Annotated in this window: 14 protein-coding genes and 3 pseudogenes; 2 read left to right on the top strand and 15 right to left on the bottom strand. The window is 37.9% G+C overall.

The window, feature by feature from the left end:
- Positions 1-125: 125 nt before the first annotated feature.
- From H3Z85_22105 to H3Z85_22155, 11 genes and pseudogenes are all read right to left on the bottom strand, one after another.
- Entirely contained in the window at positions 126-683 is a 558-nt protein-coding gene (locus tag H3Z85_22105) for a nicotinamide-nucleotide amidohydrolase family protein (GenBank protein ID QPQ51852.1), read from the bottom strand.
- 10 nt (positions 684-693) lie between these two features.
- Positions 694-1113, bottom strand: coding sequence for a low affinity iron permease family protein (locus H3Z85_22110; protein QPQ51853.1), 420 nt, complete (start codon positions 1111-1113; stop codon positions 694-696).
- Positions 1114-1530: 417 nt separating this feature from the next.
- Positions 1531-1830 carry a hypothetical protein gene (locus H3Z85_22115; protein ID QPQ51854.1) on the bottom strand — a complete coding sequence of 100 codons (300 nt, stop codon included), beginning with the start codon at positions 1828-1830 and terminating at the stop codon, positions 1531-1533.
- 218 nt (positions 1831-2048) lie between these two features.
- On the bottom strand, positions 2049-2639 hold the full coding sequence (ribA, locus tag H3Z85_22120; GenBank protein ID QPQ51855.1) for a GTP cyclohydrolase II: 591 nt from the start codon (positions 2637-2639) through the stop codon (positions 2049-2051).
- A gap of 19 nt (positions 2640-2658) precedes the next feature.
- On the bottom strand, positions 2659-3210 hold the full coding sequence (locus tag H3Z85_22125) for a lipocalin family protein (GenBank protein ID QPQ51856.1): 552 nt from the start codon (positions 3208-3210) through the stop codon (positions 2659-2661).
- The gene (locus tag H3Z85_22130) at positions 3200-3889 is read right to left on the bottom strand and encodes a lycopene cyclase domain-containing protein (protein QPQ51857.1); all 690 of its coding nucleotides are present in this window, start codon (positions 3887-3889) and stop codon (positions 3200-3202) included. Before H3Z85_22130 ends, H3Z85_22125 begins: the two co-directional genes overlap by 11 nt.
- Positions 3886-4335 (bottom strand): sterol desaturase family protein, encoded by a 450-nt coding sequence (locus H3Z85_22135; protein ID QPQ51858.1) that lies wholly within the window; start codon positions 4333-4335, stop codon positions 3886-3888. Before H3Z85_22135 ends, H3Z85_22130 begins: the two co-directional genes overlap by 4 nt.
- A gap of 5 nt (positions 4336-4340) precedes the next feature.
- Positions 4341-4812 (bottom strand): annotated as a pseudogene (locus tag H3Z85_22140) (SRPBCC family protein).
- A gap of 58 nt (positions 4813-4870) precedes the next feature.
- Positions 4871-5708 (bottom strand): annotated as a pseudogene (locus H3Z85_22145) (phytoene/squalene synthase family protein).
- Positions 5692-7200 carry a phytoene desaturase gene (gene crtI / locus H3Z85_22150; GenBank protein QPQ51859.1) on the bottom strand — a complete coding sequence of 503 codons (1509 nt, stop codon included), beginning with the start codon at positions 7198-7200 and terminating at the stop codon, positions 5692-5694. The pseudogene H3Z85_22145 and the gene crtI overlap by 17 nt, the downstream one beginning before the upstream one ends.
- A gap of 41 nt (positions 7201-7241) precedes the next feature.
- Positions 7242-7893: pseudogene (locus H3Z85_22155) on the bottom strand (winged helix-turn-helix transcriptional regulator).
- A gap of 435 nt (positions 7894-8328) precedes the next feature.
- On the opposite strand from H3Z85_22155, the gene H3Z85_22160 reads away from it, so the two are divergent.
- The gene (locus H3Z85_22160; GenBank protein QPQ51860.1) at positions 8329-8550 is read left to right on the top strand and encodes a hypothetical protein; all 222 of its coding nucleotides are present in this window, start codon (positions 8329-8331) and stop codon (positions 8548-8550) included.
- Positions 8551-8786: 236 nt separating this feature from the next.
- Here the strand turns inward: H3Z85_22160 and H3Z85_22165 are convergent, their stop codons facing one another.
- From H3Z85_22165 to H3Z85_22180, 4 genes are all read right to left on the bottom strand, one after another.
- Entirely contained in the window at positions 8787-9305 is a 519-nt protein-coding gene (locus H3Z85_22165; protein QPQ51861.1) for a DUF2911 domain-containing protein, read from the bottom strand.
- 37 nt (positions 9306-9342) lie between these two features.
- Positions 9343-11034, bottom strand: a complete 1692-nt coding sequence (locus H3Z85_22170; GenBank protein QPQ51862.1) for a sodium:solute symporter — start codon at positions 11032-11034, stop codon at positions 9343-9345.
- A gap of 100 nt (positions 11035-11134) precedes the next feature.
- Positions 11135-13639 carry a PIG-L family deacetylase gene (locus H3Z85_22175; GenBank protein ID QPQ51863.1) on the bottom strand — a complete coding sequence of 835 codons (2505 nt, stop codon included), beginning with the start codon at positions 13637-13639 and terminating at the stop codon, positions 11135-11137.
- A 322-nt stretch (positions 13640-13961) separates the two neighbouring features.
- A complete protein-coding gene (locus H3Z85_22180; protein QPQ51864.1) occupies positions 13962-14636 on the bottom strand; it encodes a hypothetical protein in 675 nt (224 codons plus the stop codon).
- A gap of 485 nt (positions 14637-15121) precedes the next feature.
- On the opposite strand from H3Z85_22180, the gene H3Z85_22185 reads away from it, so the two are divergent.
- The gene (locus H3Z85_22185; protein ID QPQ51865.1) at positions 15122-16339 is read left to right on the top strand and encodes a hypothetical protein; all 1218 of its coding nucleotides are present in this window, start codon (positions 15122-15124) and stop codon (positions 16337-16339) included.
- Positions 16340-16399: the final 60 nt, after the last annotated feature.

The following is a 16399-nucleotide window of genomic DNA, read 5'->3' on the forward strand; positions in this document are numbered from 1 at the left end:
TATAGAGTTCTTTCAGGTATTCTATATCTATTTTTTTGTTATTAAAAGAATGCTCATGAAGCGTTTTCTCGACTAAGTTTTGTTTTTTTTCCAAGCCCAGCTACTATCTAAGAGGAATTTTCACCTTATCTATGCTTATCAAGTTCAAGCTTAAAACATCCCAGTATAAATTCACTGTAATACAACTGAGCATTGATTGGTTTTGTTCTTGAATGAAGATCCAGCTTTTCGGAAAGAATGATGTTTCCTCTGTAGGAAATGGCAAAATAAGCAAACAGCTTCCCATTAGATTCTTCTACAGGAGTAGCATATCCGGTTACTCCAATTCCCCAATCTGTATTAAACCGTTCCGCGGCATGTAGCGCCATGGTTTCGGCAATATGGGGTGAAACACAGTTATGCTCTTTCGCTTCGTGAGGATTTACCTGAAGCAGGTTCACTTTTTCTTCTAATGTATAAGCGGTAAGTCCTCCCTTAAAAAACCGGGAAGCATCTTTCATCTGAGAGAAGGAAAACTGCAAAAAATCTGAGGTTACACTTTCAGCTGTTGAAACCGTTTCATTAGCAGAAAGGAGACATTCCCCGATACGTTTAAACAATTTTTCAAGCTCAATAATAAAATATACCAGAGATTTTACTGACAGCTCATCAGCCTGACCGATTTGAGAAGGTTTTACAATCATAATAAAAACGCTATGTATTAGTTACGGGTGAAGATTGATCAGCGTCACCTGAATTTTTGTTTGATTTATCCTTTGCTAAAGTGCTTAACCTTTCGTAATAAGCATGGAGCTTATCCAGTTCCTCTTCCGTCAGATCTTCAATAGCAACCAATCGGTTACTTGCTTTCTCATAGGAAGCAATTAACTCATTGAGTTTAATCTGAATTGCTTTAGAATCTTTATTCTGAGTCTTTTGGATCAGGAAAACCATTAAAAAAGTCACAATAGTCGTTCCTGTATTGATGACAAGCTGCCACGTTTCAGAGTAATTGAAAACAGGACCTGTAATAGCCCAAATAATAACAAGTGCGCTTGCTGTTATAAATGCTTCTGCACTTCCGGTCATACATACGGCACGATCCGAAAACCGTTCAAAAAAGTTTTTTTTCATAAAATAAATACCACTTACAATATAGATTCTAATGTATCAAAATAATGGCTTAAACATTATGATCACGATCATCTTGCTTCTGTTTTTAAATCAAATATTGAAATAAATCTTAATAAAAAAACATTTAGATACCACATTTTATCTCAGTTATTTGGAAAATTTAAACATATGTTTTAATTTTGTACCGATTCTCATGTTTAATTTGAGTTTTCATGGTTATTAGTTTTTATCCCCCTTTATTGGGGGATTTTTATTTTATTCCTTTAGCATTATATTTTCATCCATTCAATTAGCATCATGGAAATCATAAAAATAGGAGCCCTACTGTATCGTAACGCCCCTTATATAGTATATTAATATACCAAAAAAAACAAAAAAGGCCATTGCTTTATCAGCTCCGGCCTTTTCGTGACTAACTTAATTTGTTTTTTTTCTCCATTCAGCTTTCACATCTTCGGCAGCATCCTTTGTACCTTCCCATGCTTCATCAGCTTTATCTTTAATATCTTCCCAGGCATCTGAAATATTTGATTTTACTCTTTCCAACCAGTCTTCCTGAGTAGCTTCTTCATCGTTATTTCTTTTTTCATTGATATAATCTTTAGCTTTATCCGCTAAATCACTGATCTTCCACTTCGCATTATCTGCTGCATTTTTTAAAGAGTTTTCAGTTTCATTGACTGCATTTTCCGCTTTGTTATAATCTGAATTGTTCATAATATAATATTTAATAATTTGGTATATAAATATACAATGACCATGCCTAAAAAAAATTCTGAAACGTTAAAATTTCTTAAAACTGCAATATACGACCAGCGATTCCATTTCTAATTTCATGTATACACTTAACAATCAAATATATACTCATTTTTCGCGGCATTTATCATTTTGAAAATGTGTGGTATCTATTTTTTATAAGATGTATTTACGGGAATCTAAATTTTTTCCAGCATATGACCGAAATACCCTTTTTTCGTCTCCAGATAGCTTTGATTCATTTCATTGGAATCAATTTCCAAGGGAATCCGTTCATTAAGGATAATGGAAGTATTCTCAAGAGATTTAAGTTTATCCGGATTGTTGGTCAGCAGGTTGATCGTTTTGACCCTTAAAATCTCCAGTATTTCAACTGCTACGTTAAAATTTCTTCCATCTGCAGGCAGTCCCAGTTTCAGATTAGCTTCAACCGTATCAAAGCCCTGTTCCTGAAGCTGATACGCTTTAAGTTTATTAATAATTCCTATATTTCTTCCTTCTTGTCTGAGATAAATGATCATTCCTCCGTTTTCAGACATATATTTCATAGCTGCATCCAGTTGTTGCCCGCATTCGCACTTTTGTGAATGAAAAACCTCTCCTGTAATGCATTCGGAATGGAATCTTACATTGACGGTCCCGGCAAAGTCAGTATGTTCCGCAACCCAAGCCAGATGAGGACTCCAGTCATCATCGGTTTCTGAGAATGCATACACCGTGAATATACCATAATCTGTAGGTATGGTTGATTGTGCCTGTATCTTTTGCATTGTACTTATTTTAGATTGTTTATTTATGGTCAAACGGACTTTTCTTATCCTGTTTCACCCAGATGAGCTTTGAGGTATCATAGCCTATTTCCTTTGCTTTGAGGAGGAAGCGCTGTTTAATATTTTCAGGTATATTTTTTTCACGGGAAAGAATCCACAAATAGTCGAGATTCTTTCCTGCAACCAGGGCGTAGGTATAGTCTTCGAGAGCTACTATATTATATCCGGAATAAAAAGGTCCAAAAAAACTCACCTTCAGGGCGGCCGTATTTTTATCTCCTCTGAACTTTGCAGTACCGTTAACAGATACCCATTTATTCTTTTTAAAATTATATCCGCTGTTGACCACATCAACGCTTCCATCTGTATTCAGACTGTACTGTGCCATGGCATTATCAAGATCTTTTTCAAACCTGTAATCAAATCTTGCCAGCTCATACCATGTACCCATATATCTGTTGACATCAAACTGATTCACAGGCTGTGCTTTTTCAGGTATAGAAGAACATGAAGCCAAGACTGATACCAATCCGAGCATACTTAAAAATCCAATAATTCTTTTATGTATCATTTTTAGTTATTTTTTTAAAAACGTAAATATTTAACAAGAACTGGCTGTAGCCGTAAACAGCATCTTCAATGGGAATGGTTCCCATTCTAATGCCTAAAAAATCATGAGGATTATAATTCACAACAGGTGAAGGGATGACAGATCCTGTCAGAATTCCGTTTACTGCGAAAAAGCCGGGCATTAAAATCAGGTAAATCAGGCTCGCCTTAGCAATCCATTCCTTTTTTGCAATCCAATGGAGGTACCCCAGTGTGAGTATGGTTACGATAACGGTAAGCAGCGTATATATTCTTTCGTAATAAAGAAGTCCCACCACACTCAGAACAATGAGGGAGGTAAATACAATAAGATTATTAAAAGCATTAGTCCATTGCAGGGTAAAAAACTTTTCAAAGCAATAATAGGTAAAAACGCAGGCAAAAGGAATACAGTAGAAAAACAGCCATTCTTCCAGAGGAAGACCCGCTATTTTATATCCTAAAGTATAGGAGTGATCAAACCACCACACTCCTTTATGCGTGAACCATATATCCCAAATTATAAAGGGAATCGCCACGATGGTAGATGAGATCAGAAATTTGACAAAGAGCTTATTAAATTGTATCCGTCTGTCAAAAGATGCTAAAAAGCAAATAATGACCGTAAAAAAGTTAATAAGTATGTAGGTGTAAGGCATCATTTATTGAAATACATTTTAAAATATTTAACAGGAACCCATAAAAAACCAAAGCACTCGCCCTCTTCCTTTCCCAGATGTTTGTGATGTTGCTTATGGGCACGTCTTATAGCCAGGAAATAAGGATTCGTGGTTTTTGTCAAGATCTTTGTCCTTTGATGGATAAAAATATCATGAACAAAGAAGTACGCCATCCCGTAAAGACTTATTCCGAGACCGATATAGAACCAATGGCTGAAATCCTGCTTCACACCCAGATATAACAAGGCAATAGCAGGGGTTGCAAAAATGAAAAAAAACAGATCATTCCGCTCAAGCTTTCCTTCATGGCTATGATCATGGTGATCTCTGTGCAGGCCCCACAAAAACCCATGCATAATGTAGCGATGGATGAGCCATGTGGCTCCCTCCATAGAAATAAACACTGCCAAAACGATCAGAAAATTCATATCAATCATCTTTTAGCTTTGTTATTAAAAAGATCGTTCAATACGCGGTATCGGAAATCAAAAATATTTTTGAGTTTCTTCTTTACCAGGATTGTATGGGCCAGTCGTCCCAAAATTCCCAGAGGAAGCTGATAATCTACTGTATCTTTCATCAGTACGCCTTTATCATTGGCAATGAACTCATGATGATGATTCCAGTACTTATAAGGTCCTTGTTTTTGAAAGTCTGTAAAACTTTTTAAATCTTCTACCTGGCTGATCACAGTCTTCCACTTCATCGGGATTCCCAATATGGGAGAAACGGTATAATCTATTTCCATTCCTTTAAAAATCGGCTGATCCGCATCTTTTGAGTGAACCACAAAATTCATGCTCTCGGGCGTTATCTCTGATAAATTATTTGGAGATGAAAAAAAATTCCCAAGCTCTTTCAATACTGCAGTTGAGCTGCTGTTCTCTGTATAATCTGTACATCATATTATTTTTTATGCTTATTTACCTTTCCGAACAATACATCCGGCGCCGCTGTTACAGACTAGAAATAAGCGGATTTATATCGTATATAACTTTTCAATGCCACCAATATCTTTTGTGAATTGGCAATTCTGATCCTTCGCTGCAACATATGCTGTGAGCTGGTCTTTTTTATTTTTTTCAAACAGCGATAAATAATACCTGTACGCCAGGTACACCCCGAAAATGGAAGACCCAGGCAGTTTTTTTATCCCCTGTAATGCTTCTTTAAATTCTTCTTCAATTTCTTTTTCAATCCGGAGTTTAACGGTATTATTGAATACGGACATATTCAGGGAAGGAAAATAAGTACGACCCAGCACCTGGTAATCATCTTTCAGATCGCGTAAGAAATTAACTTTCTGAAAAGCGGATCCCAGCTTCATGGCAAAAGGTTTAAGCTTCTCATACTGCTGCTTATTGCCTTCTGTAAAAATCTGCAGACACATCAGCCCTACCACTTCTGCAGACCCATGGATATACTCATTGTACAGTGTTGAATTGTAATCAATTTGATGCAGGTCCATTTCCATACTATGCAGAAACTGACGGATCAGTTGTTGATCAATCGCATACTGTCGGACCACTTCCTGAAATGAATGCAGAATAGGATTAAGAGATATTCCTTCCTGAATGGCCTCATCAGTCTCCATCTGTAATCTCTTCAAAAGTTTCTCCTTATCATAACCGTGAAAACTATCTACAATTTCATCAGCAAGACGCACATATCCATACACGGCATAGATGGCAGGTCTGATGGATGGCTTTAAGGCCAGTATTCCTAATGAAAAACTGGTACTGTATTTTTGTGTCGTGCACTTACTGACTTCGTAAGACAATTCATCAAACAATTTTTTCATTTTTTTCTATTTTTAGTTTACTGACTTCAGATGCTACAATTTTTCCTGAAATTAATGATGGAGGAACTCCAGGTCCCGGTACCGTTAATTGTCCTGTATAAAAAAGATTCCTGATCTTTTTGTTTCTTATCTTGGGTTTTAATACTGCCGTTTGGGATAAAGTATTGGATAATCCGTAGGCATTTCCTTTATACGCATTATAATCTGCCATGAAATCACTTACACAATAACTTTTTTTATACTCTATTCTGGACATAAGATCAACTTCACCGGTGTGCTTTTCGATCCTTTCCAGCATTTCTACCAGATATTTTTCCCTTACCGCTTCTTCGTCGTGTATTCCCGGTGTAAGGGGAAGCAATAAAAAGAGGTTTTCACAGGATTCGGGCGCAACACCGGGATCTGTTTTTGAAGGACAGCATGAATAAAAAAGAGGTCTGGAAGGCCATTTTTTATGTTTATAAATACAGTCAATATGATCATCCAGCTCGTTTTCAAAAAACAGGGTATGATGTTTTAAATTTGCTATTTTCCCTTTGACTCCCAGATAATAGATTAAACATGAAGGTGCAAAGGTTCTGGATTCCCAATAGGTATTGTTGTAATTTCTCAGGGACTTGGGAATTAAAGTCTCTGTGTGATGGTAATCTGCAGAAGCAATCACCGCATCAAACTCGTAGTCTTTACCATCAATCCGTATGGAGTGGATCCTGTCATCTTCCGTATTGAGTTTCTGGACGTCCTTGTTAAAATGAAAAACTACCCCCTGTTTTTCAGCTACTTTCTGCATCGCTAATACAAGCTGATAAAAACCTCCCATCGGATATTTGGTTCCCAAAACATAGCCTCCATAATTCATCAGGCTATAGAGAGCGGGAATATTCTGAGGGGCCGCCCCCAGGAAAATTACAGGAAACTCCATCAGGGATCTTAATTTCAGATCAGAAAAATAACCGGACACATATTTCCTGAAATTGCTGAGAAGATCCAGTTGAAAGATACTACCTGCTATTTTTAAAGAGGCAAATTCAAACCAATTATAGCATGGTTTGGTCACAAAATCCTGCATACCTACCTCATACTTGTATTTTGCGGACTTCATAAATTGATCATACTGCTTAGCAGCGCCCGGCTCTATCTTTTCGAATAATTCGCGGATGTCATTACTTTTCTCAGGAACCATAATTTTTTCTTCTGAAAAAACCATCTCAAACTGAGGATCCAAGGAAACCAATTCATAGAAATCAGCTACTTTATACCCAAAATCACGGAAAAAACCTTCGATAATATCCGGCATCCAATACCAACTTGGGCCCATATCAAAAACATATCCCTCGTCGGTTGTAAATTGCCTTGCACGCCCTCCAGGTTGTGAATGTCTCTCAAATACATGCACCTCATCCCCTGCTTTCGCAGCGTACGCAGCAGCGGAGAGTCCCGAAAACCCGGATCCTATCACCGCAATTCTCTTTCTTGCCTTTCCCGTATTCATTGTTATTTATTTTCTTGTTTTAACTGGTATCTTCAATATGCTCAGTTTAATTTTTTATATGCCTCATCCAACAGATCCTTTACTTCCAGATTCATACGATACAAGGAATCATGGAATTCGTCCAATTTCGAGAGGATTATAATGAGCAGCATCTGTTCGGAGTGGCTAAGATTTCCTACAACCACGCGGGAAGCCTTGCGGATATCCTTCATATGCTCTTCCAGCACCGCAAGCCCCTTCTCCGTTATGTTAATATATTTTGCTCTTTTATCAGTTTCAGAAACACTTTGTGCCACCCATCCATGGTGAATCAATCGGTTAATAATCAGAATGCCTGCTGATTTCTCATGGGCATTATGATGAATCAGTTCCATTTTAGTCATCGCCCCTTTCGTTTTGAGCCCTATGAGATATATAAAATCATCCTGACTGGAGAAAACTGAGTTTCCCACTGCCGACTTTGAATACGATTTGGCATATCTTCCCATCCTTATCAATAAAGTATTGATCATGCTCTCCGGACTCCTTCCTGATTCCTTACCTATCCAATTCGGATCATGCGCCTCAGAGCGGGACTCACTGATCCATCTCATAAACCCCCTGCAAATCGTTATTGTATACCGATTTACCTTCATTTTGCTGTGTGAATTGCTGAACAAGTTCAACAACAGCTTTTATAAGATGAAAATTCATAACCTATAAATTAGTATACAAATATACTTAATTAAGTGTATAAATAAACTTTTTTTTTTTTTTATTTTATTTTATCAATATTTGTACTCATTTATTTCAATACAGGAAACAGATAATTTATCAATCAAGCTATATGTATAAAGGGTTATTGCTGAAAAAACGTCATGGAATAATGTAGAGGTACAGAAGTACTGGAAAGTATATTTATCAACCAAAAACTAATTACAATCAAATAAAGAAAATGCGGGATCAAAATGAAGCAGAGAATCTATTTACTATGTAACATGTAAAAAAGAGCAAATTTTCCATGTTATTTTTAGTATTACAACACGAAGTTTACAAACCGGGAAAATCTCCAATAAAATAAACTATGGATGTTATTTTTTTATTTAAAGCCCCCCGATTAAACCGTCACATTTTTAATTAATAATCTATATGAAAAAAATCATTTCACTTTTAGCCTTATTACCTTCTGCCCTGTTATTTTCCCAACAACTTACAGGAGTAGGTTTTCAAAAGGGAGAAAATGAGTCTTGGGCTATTAATGTCGATGTGTCTACAAAACAAAATGTTATAGTTTCTTATCCCGTGCTAGGATGTGCTGGTAAATGGAACCTGATAAAAGATGAAGGAAAAAAATCCTGTTCAAGGAAGTAATTGAAGAAGGTGTTGATCAATGTACACCAACAGGCTTTGTTACTTTAGTAAAAGACGAAATATCTCCATCCGCTTACAGATTTTACATTTATGAAAAGAAGGAAGACAAAACCCCTTATGCTATCGGAATTCTCGAAGGAAAATAGAAACAGGCTCATCTGAACAGATAAATAATCTTTAAGATTAAAATGTAAAAACAAAAAATCCCGCAGTAGCGGGATTTTTTGTTTTTACATTTATTTTATTTCTACAGGAACCGAGATTTTATCCCAATCCATTGTGAAACCATTATTGTTTATCTTATATACCAAGTTTTCCTGTGTTGCCGGTAAAGCTTTTGTTTTTACATCAACACGTAAGGCATCTTTGGCTTGTTCATATTTATAAGCTCCCCATTGCTTTGGCTCTTTGTTAAAAATTGCGGTCCATGTTCCGCTTTCTTTAGGGATCAGGAAAAAACTATATTTACCTGCAGGTAGTTTTTTACCCTGAACGGTAAGGTCTTTATCCGTTTCGAAAGTAGTCGCTTCATTGGCACCTGCCCGCCAGACTTTATCATAAGCTTCCAAACCGCCCCATATGGTACGTCCTTTAACAGAAGGGCTGCTATAGGCGATGGTAATGTTTGCATCTTTAATTTTTCCCGTTGCAGTAGCAGGAGGGCTGGCAGGTTTTTTAGTATCCTGTGCAAAGGCATTCAGGGAGATTGTCATGGTCGCAACAAGTACGGTTGCCGATTTGATGATGGTTTTCATAATATTTTTGTTTATTTGTATGCTTACTGTTGTTTGCTTACGAATTTACTGCTTTATGCTTATAAAACAATACCCCAACGGCAGAAAATATAATGACTGCTGCTGCCCCGATTACATTGAGCCAGAGGAAAGAAACGACATCGAACTGATACACGGCAATAACCGTAATTTCCGATAAAATGGCAGCAATAAATACATTCGGGCCGTCAACTTTTTTATAGTAAAATGCGACCAGGAAAATTCCCAGTATCGGCCCGTAGAAAAGAGAACCCAATACATTAACCGCTTCGATAAGCGATCCCATCTGTGTCGCAAACATCGCAACACCGATTGAAAAGATTCCCCATGCTAAAGTATGCAGCCGGCTATATTTCAATTCAGTCTTATCGTCAGGAATTTCTTTGCTGAATATTAAATGAACATCTTTTAATGAGCATGCAGCAAGGGAATTCAACGCTGCCGAAATGGAACCCCAGCTGGCCAGAAAAATAACGGCGAATAACAAACCTATCATTCCTACAGGCAAGGTATTTTTTACAAAATACAGGAATATATAGTTGGTATCCGTTTTCTCGGCATTATAGTTTGAATTGTTGATCGCTTCCTCTACCCTTCCATGAAGTTCTTTAACCTGAGTCTGGGTATTTTTAAAATCCTGAATTCTTTGTTTGAGTTGGGGAGAATGAATTTCCTTGAGCTTTAGAATTTCTTTTGATTCGGCATTAAATTTTATTTGTAAATCCTGATGATCTTTTTCAAAAATTGCCGCCTGCTCAGGTTGCTTTTCCTTTAAATATTGATAAGACCGTTCATTAAAGTAAATCGGAGCCGGTTTCAGAGAAAAGAATGCGAAAAGTAAAGCACCGATCAGCAGAATAGCAAACTGCATCGGGATTTTAACCAATCCGTTCAGCAACAAGCCCATTTTTGCATTGGTATTGTCTTTCGCTGTAATATACCTCCCCACCTGGCTCTGATCTGTGCCGAAGTAAGATAATGCCAGAAAAAAACCGCCGATTAACCCACTCCAGATATTGTATTTATCTTTCCAATCGAATTCTGTAGTAATGACATTGAGCTTTCCAGATTTCCCGGCGAGATAGAGTGCGTCCTGAAAACCAATTCCATTCGGCATATTCTGAATAAGCAGATATCCCGCAAAAGCCATTGTCCCCAGAATAATAAGAAACTGTAATTTCTGGGTGTGGGCAATTGCTTTTGCACCACCAACATAGGTATAAATCAACAAAATACCTCCTGTTAAAACATTGGTTAAGTAAATATTCCAGTTTAAAACACTTGATAAAATAATACTCGGAGCATAAATGCTGATTCCTGTTGATAAACCTCTGGAAAAAAGAAAAAGCAGCGACGTGAGTACCCTTGTTTTTTTATCAAAACGGTTTTCTAAATATTCGTAAGCTGTATAAACATTTAAGCGTTGAAAAATCGGGATGAAAGTGATACAGATCACAATCATCGCGAGAGGTAATCCAAAGTAATACTGTACGAAACGCATGCCGTCTGTATAAGCCTGGCCCGGTGCAGACAAAAATGTAATGGCACTGGCCTGCGTAGCCATAATTCCTAAAAGCACAATGTACCACGGCATTTTATTATCTGCTTTCAGGTAAGATTCGTTGCTTTTCTGACCACGACCAATGAATACACCATAAATCACCACTACCAAGAGTGTAAAAATAAGAACTGTCCAGTCTATAGTACTCATGCCCAGAATTTAGTAAACCAATAATAAAATGCGATCTGTAATACTAATGCAGCTGCTAATAGTATGTACCAGGTATTCCAATTTTTAAGTTGCTTGTTCATCAGTTCTTCTGTGCAGATAAAAAGTTAAAAAATAAACGTGCCGCTCCCACATTTCCCGCAGGCAGCTGTCTGAAAAACGCCAACGGGGTATAAATAAAATTACCTTTACCATATTTGGCATATAACGTTGATCCCTGCAGAGGTTCTTCGCCTGTATCATACATTTCAAAAAGCGGTTCATACGCTGCATCCCATTGGGCAGGGAAATAAGCACCCCGCTCCTGTACCCAGCCTTTAAAATCATCTGCAGTAATTTTATTCGGGAAGTTCAGCAATTTATGGCCTGGATTTAAGAACTTAACCGATGCATTTTCTTCAGTGACCCGCTTATTGGCAATACTGAAATTGTACATTCCCAATTGATCAACGGTTGTATCCTGGTTGGTGTTGTACTGCATCACCAGATTACCTCCGGCTTTTGCATAAGACCATAAAAAGGGCATCCAGCGACCCAGCTTTTTCTCTGTGTTATTGGCGCGAACACCAAGTATAATGGCATCATATTGCGAGAGCTTGTTCCGACTATTATTTTCGATGGATTCATCTGAGTTGCCGTAAAAATCTTCATCTTTCAGAACGTCAACCTGAATACCTGCAATGCGTAGGAACTCAGGAATAAAATCGCCCGCACCTTCAATATATCCTACTTTTTTAATCTTCGCCTGAATATCACCTTTCATTACGGTTACCGTCGCAGGAGCAAAATATTGTAGGGATGGTAAATGAGGGTACTGAATTAATACCTGTTTTTTATTAAAAGTGGCTCCATCTGCAACAAAGCTGGCATCCAATTGCCGACGGGCAGAATTAATGGCAGCAAGCTTGGTTTTTGGAATAACGTAATTGATGGTAGTATCTTTTCCATTGTTCAGACTTACATCAGCTCCACCTAATCGTTCTCCGTTATACATGAGGTTTAGAACACCTTTACGATACGGTTTATTAGAATTGACTTTCACATTTAAATTCAATTGTAAATCTTCATCTTCCCTGACTAAATAAAGCGGTTGTGTAAACTTCAGTTCCAGTGCAGGAAAAATGCGCAAAGCTTCCACGACATCACCACGCACGGGGTCTAATTTTTTGAAAGATAAAGGAAGTTGAACCTGAAACTTTTCAGAACCGATTTTTAACCCAAGCAAAACATTCAAAGGTGACTCTGCTTCAGGTAAACCGACTAAGGTATCATTTGGAACCGAGAAAGTTGCTGCATTTACAGGAGGTTTTGCCAACCAGTAAGGTTCTGTGAGTGCTGCATCTTCAGGAATCTGAATGTCATGCTGGAGGGTAATCAACGAATCTTTTGATAGTTTTCTGTTGAAGCTTTCAGATTGATTTACCCATTTTACATTTTCTAACACAACAGGGTCTGCAGCTCTTGAAATCAGATTTAACCTGAAATTGTAATGATTGCCGGCAACTGCTTCAGCCTGATTGGTAACCACCTCGCCCATAAACCCGACGCAGCTTACAATGATATGGTCAAGAGATTTCAGTTTGTCTTTTTTTACATCTGCATCCTTTAGCGCTACAACTTTTTTCCGTAAGGCAAGCAAAGCAGGTAAGCTGAGGTCAGGGTTATTGAAGCTGAAAGCGGAAATAATCTTATCCAGAGACTGGTCTATATCAGCGTTTCCTTGTGAAGTCCAGGTTTTAGGTATTCCGTCAAAAAGGGTTGCTTTTGCAGGCTCACCACTGACATGGGCAAAATATTCAGTTCTGATTCCAGCGACAGACTGTGTTCCGGCACCCTGGCTTTTATGTAAACTCCTGCTTAGCCCTGCCAGTTCACCATAGCCCATTCCCAATTGTGGATCATATTGCCCAACCGTAACTTTCAGTTGATTTTCAGCGGTTGTATTAACTCCACCAAAACGGAAGGTATTCCACAATACGCGTTTGGGTTGCCATACGTTAACATATTTCAGTTGGTCCGGAAAAGCATTTTTATCGCCTGCCAGCTTAAAAGCTTTTTCCGCCACCACTGCCGAAGCTGCATGTTGTCCGTGACCTGCCGCAGCAGTAGGTGGAAAGCGGCAAATGATAACATCAGGACGGAATTGACGGATTACCCAGACCACATCTGCTGTAATACTGTCTGCATTCCATTGTTTAAAAGTATCAGTAGTATTTTTAGAGAACCCGAAATCAATCGCACGGGTAAAAAACTGCCGGGCGCCGTCCAACTTTCTTGCTTCCAACAGCTCATGTGTTCTGATTAAGCCCAATGCAGCACCCTGCTCTGTTCCTAATAAATTCTGACCGCCGTCTCCCCGTGTTAGGGATAAATAGCCCGTTTCTACATTCTGATCATTGATGAGCCAAGACAGCAATCCCGTATTCTCATCATCAGGATGAGCTGCAAGGTATAAAACTTTAGGCAGCTGTCTAAGCGTTTTGAGCTCGCGGTAAATTTCAGATGATTTGGAGGGCCGAACCTGTTGGGCCGAACAAAAAACCGTATTCAATCCAAGGATAAATACAGTGCTTACTTTTTTGAACATTTAATTTTACTTTGCAGGGCAAATATAAGTAAATCATCTTTCTTTCAACATTAAAAGAAGCAGACTGTGAATTTCATAAAAAAAACGATTATTTTTTATTAAAACACAATTTTTATAAGGTTTATTCTCGCAGACGGAGGCTTTTATTTCCACAGATTCATCCGACTGAGCAGATCTTACATAGATATTCGTGCATTCGTGGCATAAAAACATCATTAAGTACCTATCCATCAAAAAATCTGTGTACTTCCTGTACACAAAAATTTCACTTAAAATCGCTTAAGTGTCTAAAATCTTTTGTGCCTTTTGTGGTTAAGTTTAATTACTTATTATTTTCAATTGTATTTCGTGTAAGATAGATATAATTAAACATGCAAAATGTAGCTGCAGCTCCGAAAGTATGCCACAAAAAGTGTGTTCCGAAGCTCAACCATCCCCATTGATCAACGATACGGAAAGTGAGTGCAAGAACAAACGACAATAAAGCAAAACCAACCCATTTGCCTGCTTCCCATTGAGTGAAAATCAAATACTTTAGCACCGAGAAAAGTACAAATGAGGCCATCAATGCATAATTGATATTGATAAAGAGAGAAGTATTATCTGTCAACATCCAGTTTCTCAAACCCAACATCAATATCAGATAGACAAGAACTATTATAACAGCATAGTACCATCTGGTGCTCTGCGCTACAAAGTAAAATCCGGCAGACAGACAGAGTAACATAATGGGCAGCCAATCCATCATGATAAATACCGGCCACTGCCTGAATGAATGATAGACAGTTCCGCCTATGGCTCCGATATATAATAAAACCAAGCAGTAAGATAAAAAAGGATATCTTTTAAAATTACCCTTCATTTTAATGGTCCAGAAAATGGCTAAGGCTAAAAAAAATACAGCAGTTACTGCATTTAACGGCTCAGGGAAAAGCTGTGCCATATCTGTTTCTTTATATAACATGCCTCCGTCCGGAGGTAGTAGGTTTATCGGCATTATCTTTAATATACTTCATCTAAATATAGAAAAAATTTTGGCAGGAAATACCCGGATGTATCTGATTATATTTTATAAAATTGTTAATTCTACTTTTTATACCCATAAACCGGATTGGTTGTAAAACGTATTTACTCCAAGCTCTTGCGAAATTATTTATGATTAAAAGATATGCGGTATTTTAAAATCTGGACAATTTATCAGATGTGTTTATAGCACTTCTTACCTTCAGGATATTAAAAAGAGATAAATATCAATACTTTTTTTAAAAAAAACATTTTATTTCAGAGAAAACTTAAATTTAACATCAATTGTCACAACCCCACATAAATTACTGAAAATAAATAAATTGCAATTCATTTTAAACCCATTACATTTTTATAAAATATTACAAGTTAATTAATTTTTTTTCATCTATTAAGGAATTATTTTATTTTTTTTTCATAAAATAAGTTATATTTGACTTAGCAAAATCACACCATAATATGAAAACAAAATTTACACAATTCAGTGCTATTTTTATTGCCGGATTCTCATTTGCCCAAGTTGGTATCAATACAAGTGTTCCCAAAACAACAATGGATGTATCTGCTAAAAGAGACAATTCGGGTATACTTACGGATAACACGCAAACGTACGGATTACAGGCTCCAAGGCTTACAAGGGCTGAACTTACAGCCAATACGGCGAGCTATGGCAGCGATCAGAGAGGAGCATTAATTTATATTACGGATGTCACCGGTGGAGATGCTACAGGGCAGCGTATCAATGTTACTGCTATGGGCTATTATTATTTTGATGGCGTTGTATGGCAAAGGCTTACCCAAGCAACCAATGCCATTTCTCCGGCGATTTCCGCATTACAATGTACTACAGCTTATTTAAATCCTTCCACGTATACTCCGGGTACTCCTTTCAACGGAAACCTTAGAGTTACCTATAGCCAGGGAAATGGTGGTTCGTATAATTCAGGAGCTCCTTTTACAGTGAACGGATTAACTTTCCAGCTAAGACCCGGAACTTTAGAGTTTGGTGATGGCGAATTGGTGTTCTCCGTAACCGGAACTCCTACCACTGCGAATGATATGACTCTTCCTCTGAACAGCTCTGCAATCCCTTTCTTAACAGCAGCACAAAACTGTACTGCTACAGTGGGAAATAGCAGCCGTGCTGACATTTCACCCGTTGCTGCCATGGGATATCCTACCCTAACAACTGATGCCAACGGGAAACAAGCCTATACTTTTCCTCTGACTACTCCGGATGGTAAGTATTCCATAAGGGTAATATTTGACACTACAAGTGGTACAACTGCTGCCGTTCCCAATGTACAATTGTATAATAATACAGGTGCTACCGTGAATCTCTATTGGAATTACAATACCGAATATGGGGGTTATATTGGTTCAGCGGTAACAACAAACAATATTACCTCAGGAGTATGGGGTGGTATGGCAGACTCATCAGCAACCTGGTACCCTCAAGGCACAGGGGCAGTAGGAAACGCTTACTGGGGGAACGTAGGGATTATAGACGGAGCCAGTGGCGGACCTGAACACAGAAGATATACCTGGATAGACAGCAATGCTTCTTCAAAAACCGCTTATACCGCAACCATTATGGCAGGAGCACCCACTTCTGGAAGTGCCCAACCCAACCTTTCTAAAATATACATCAAGATAGAGCAAGTGAAAGCACAATAATAAATGTCCCAAAAAAGTTAGACACTTTTTAGGTAACCAAAAGGCGCCAACTGTAGTTGG

The sequence above is a fragment of the Chryseobacterium indologenes genome, assembly GCA_016025055.1.
GTDB lineage: Bacteria > Bacteroidota > Bacteroidia > Flavobacteriales > Weeksellaceae > Chryseobacterium > Chryseobacterium indologenes.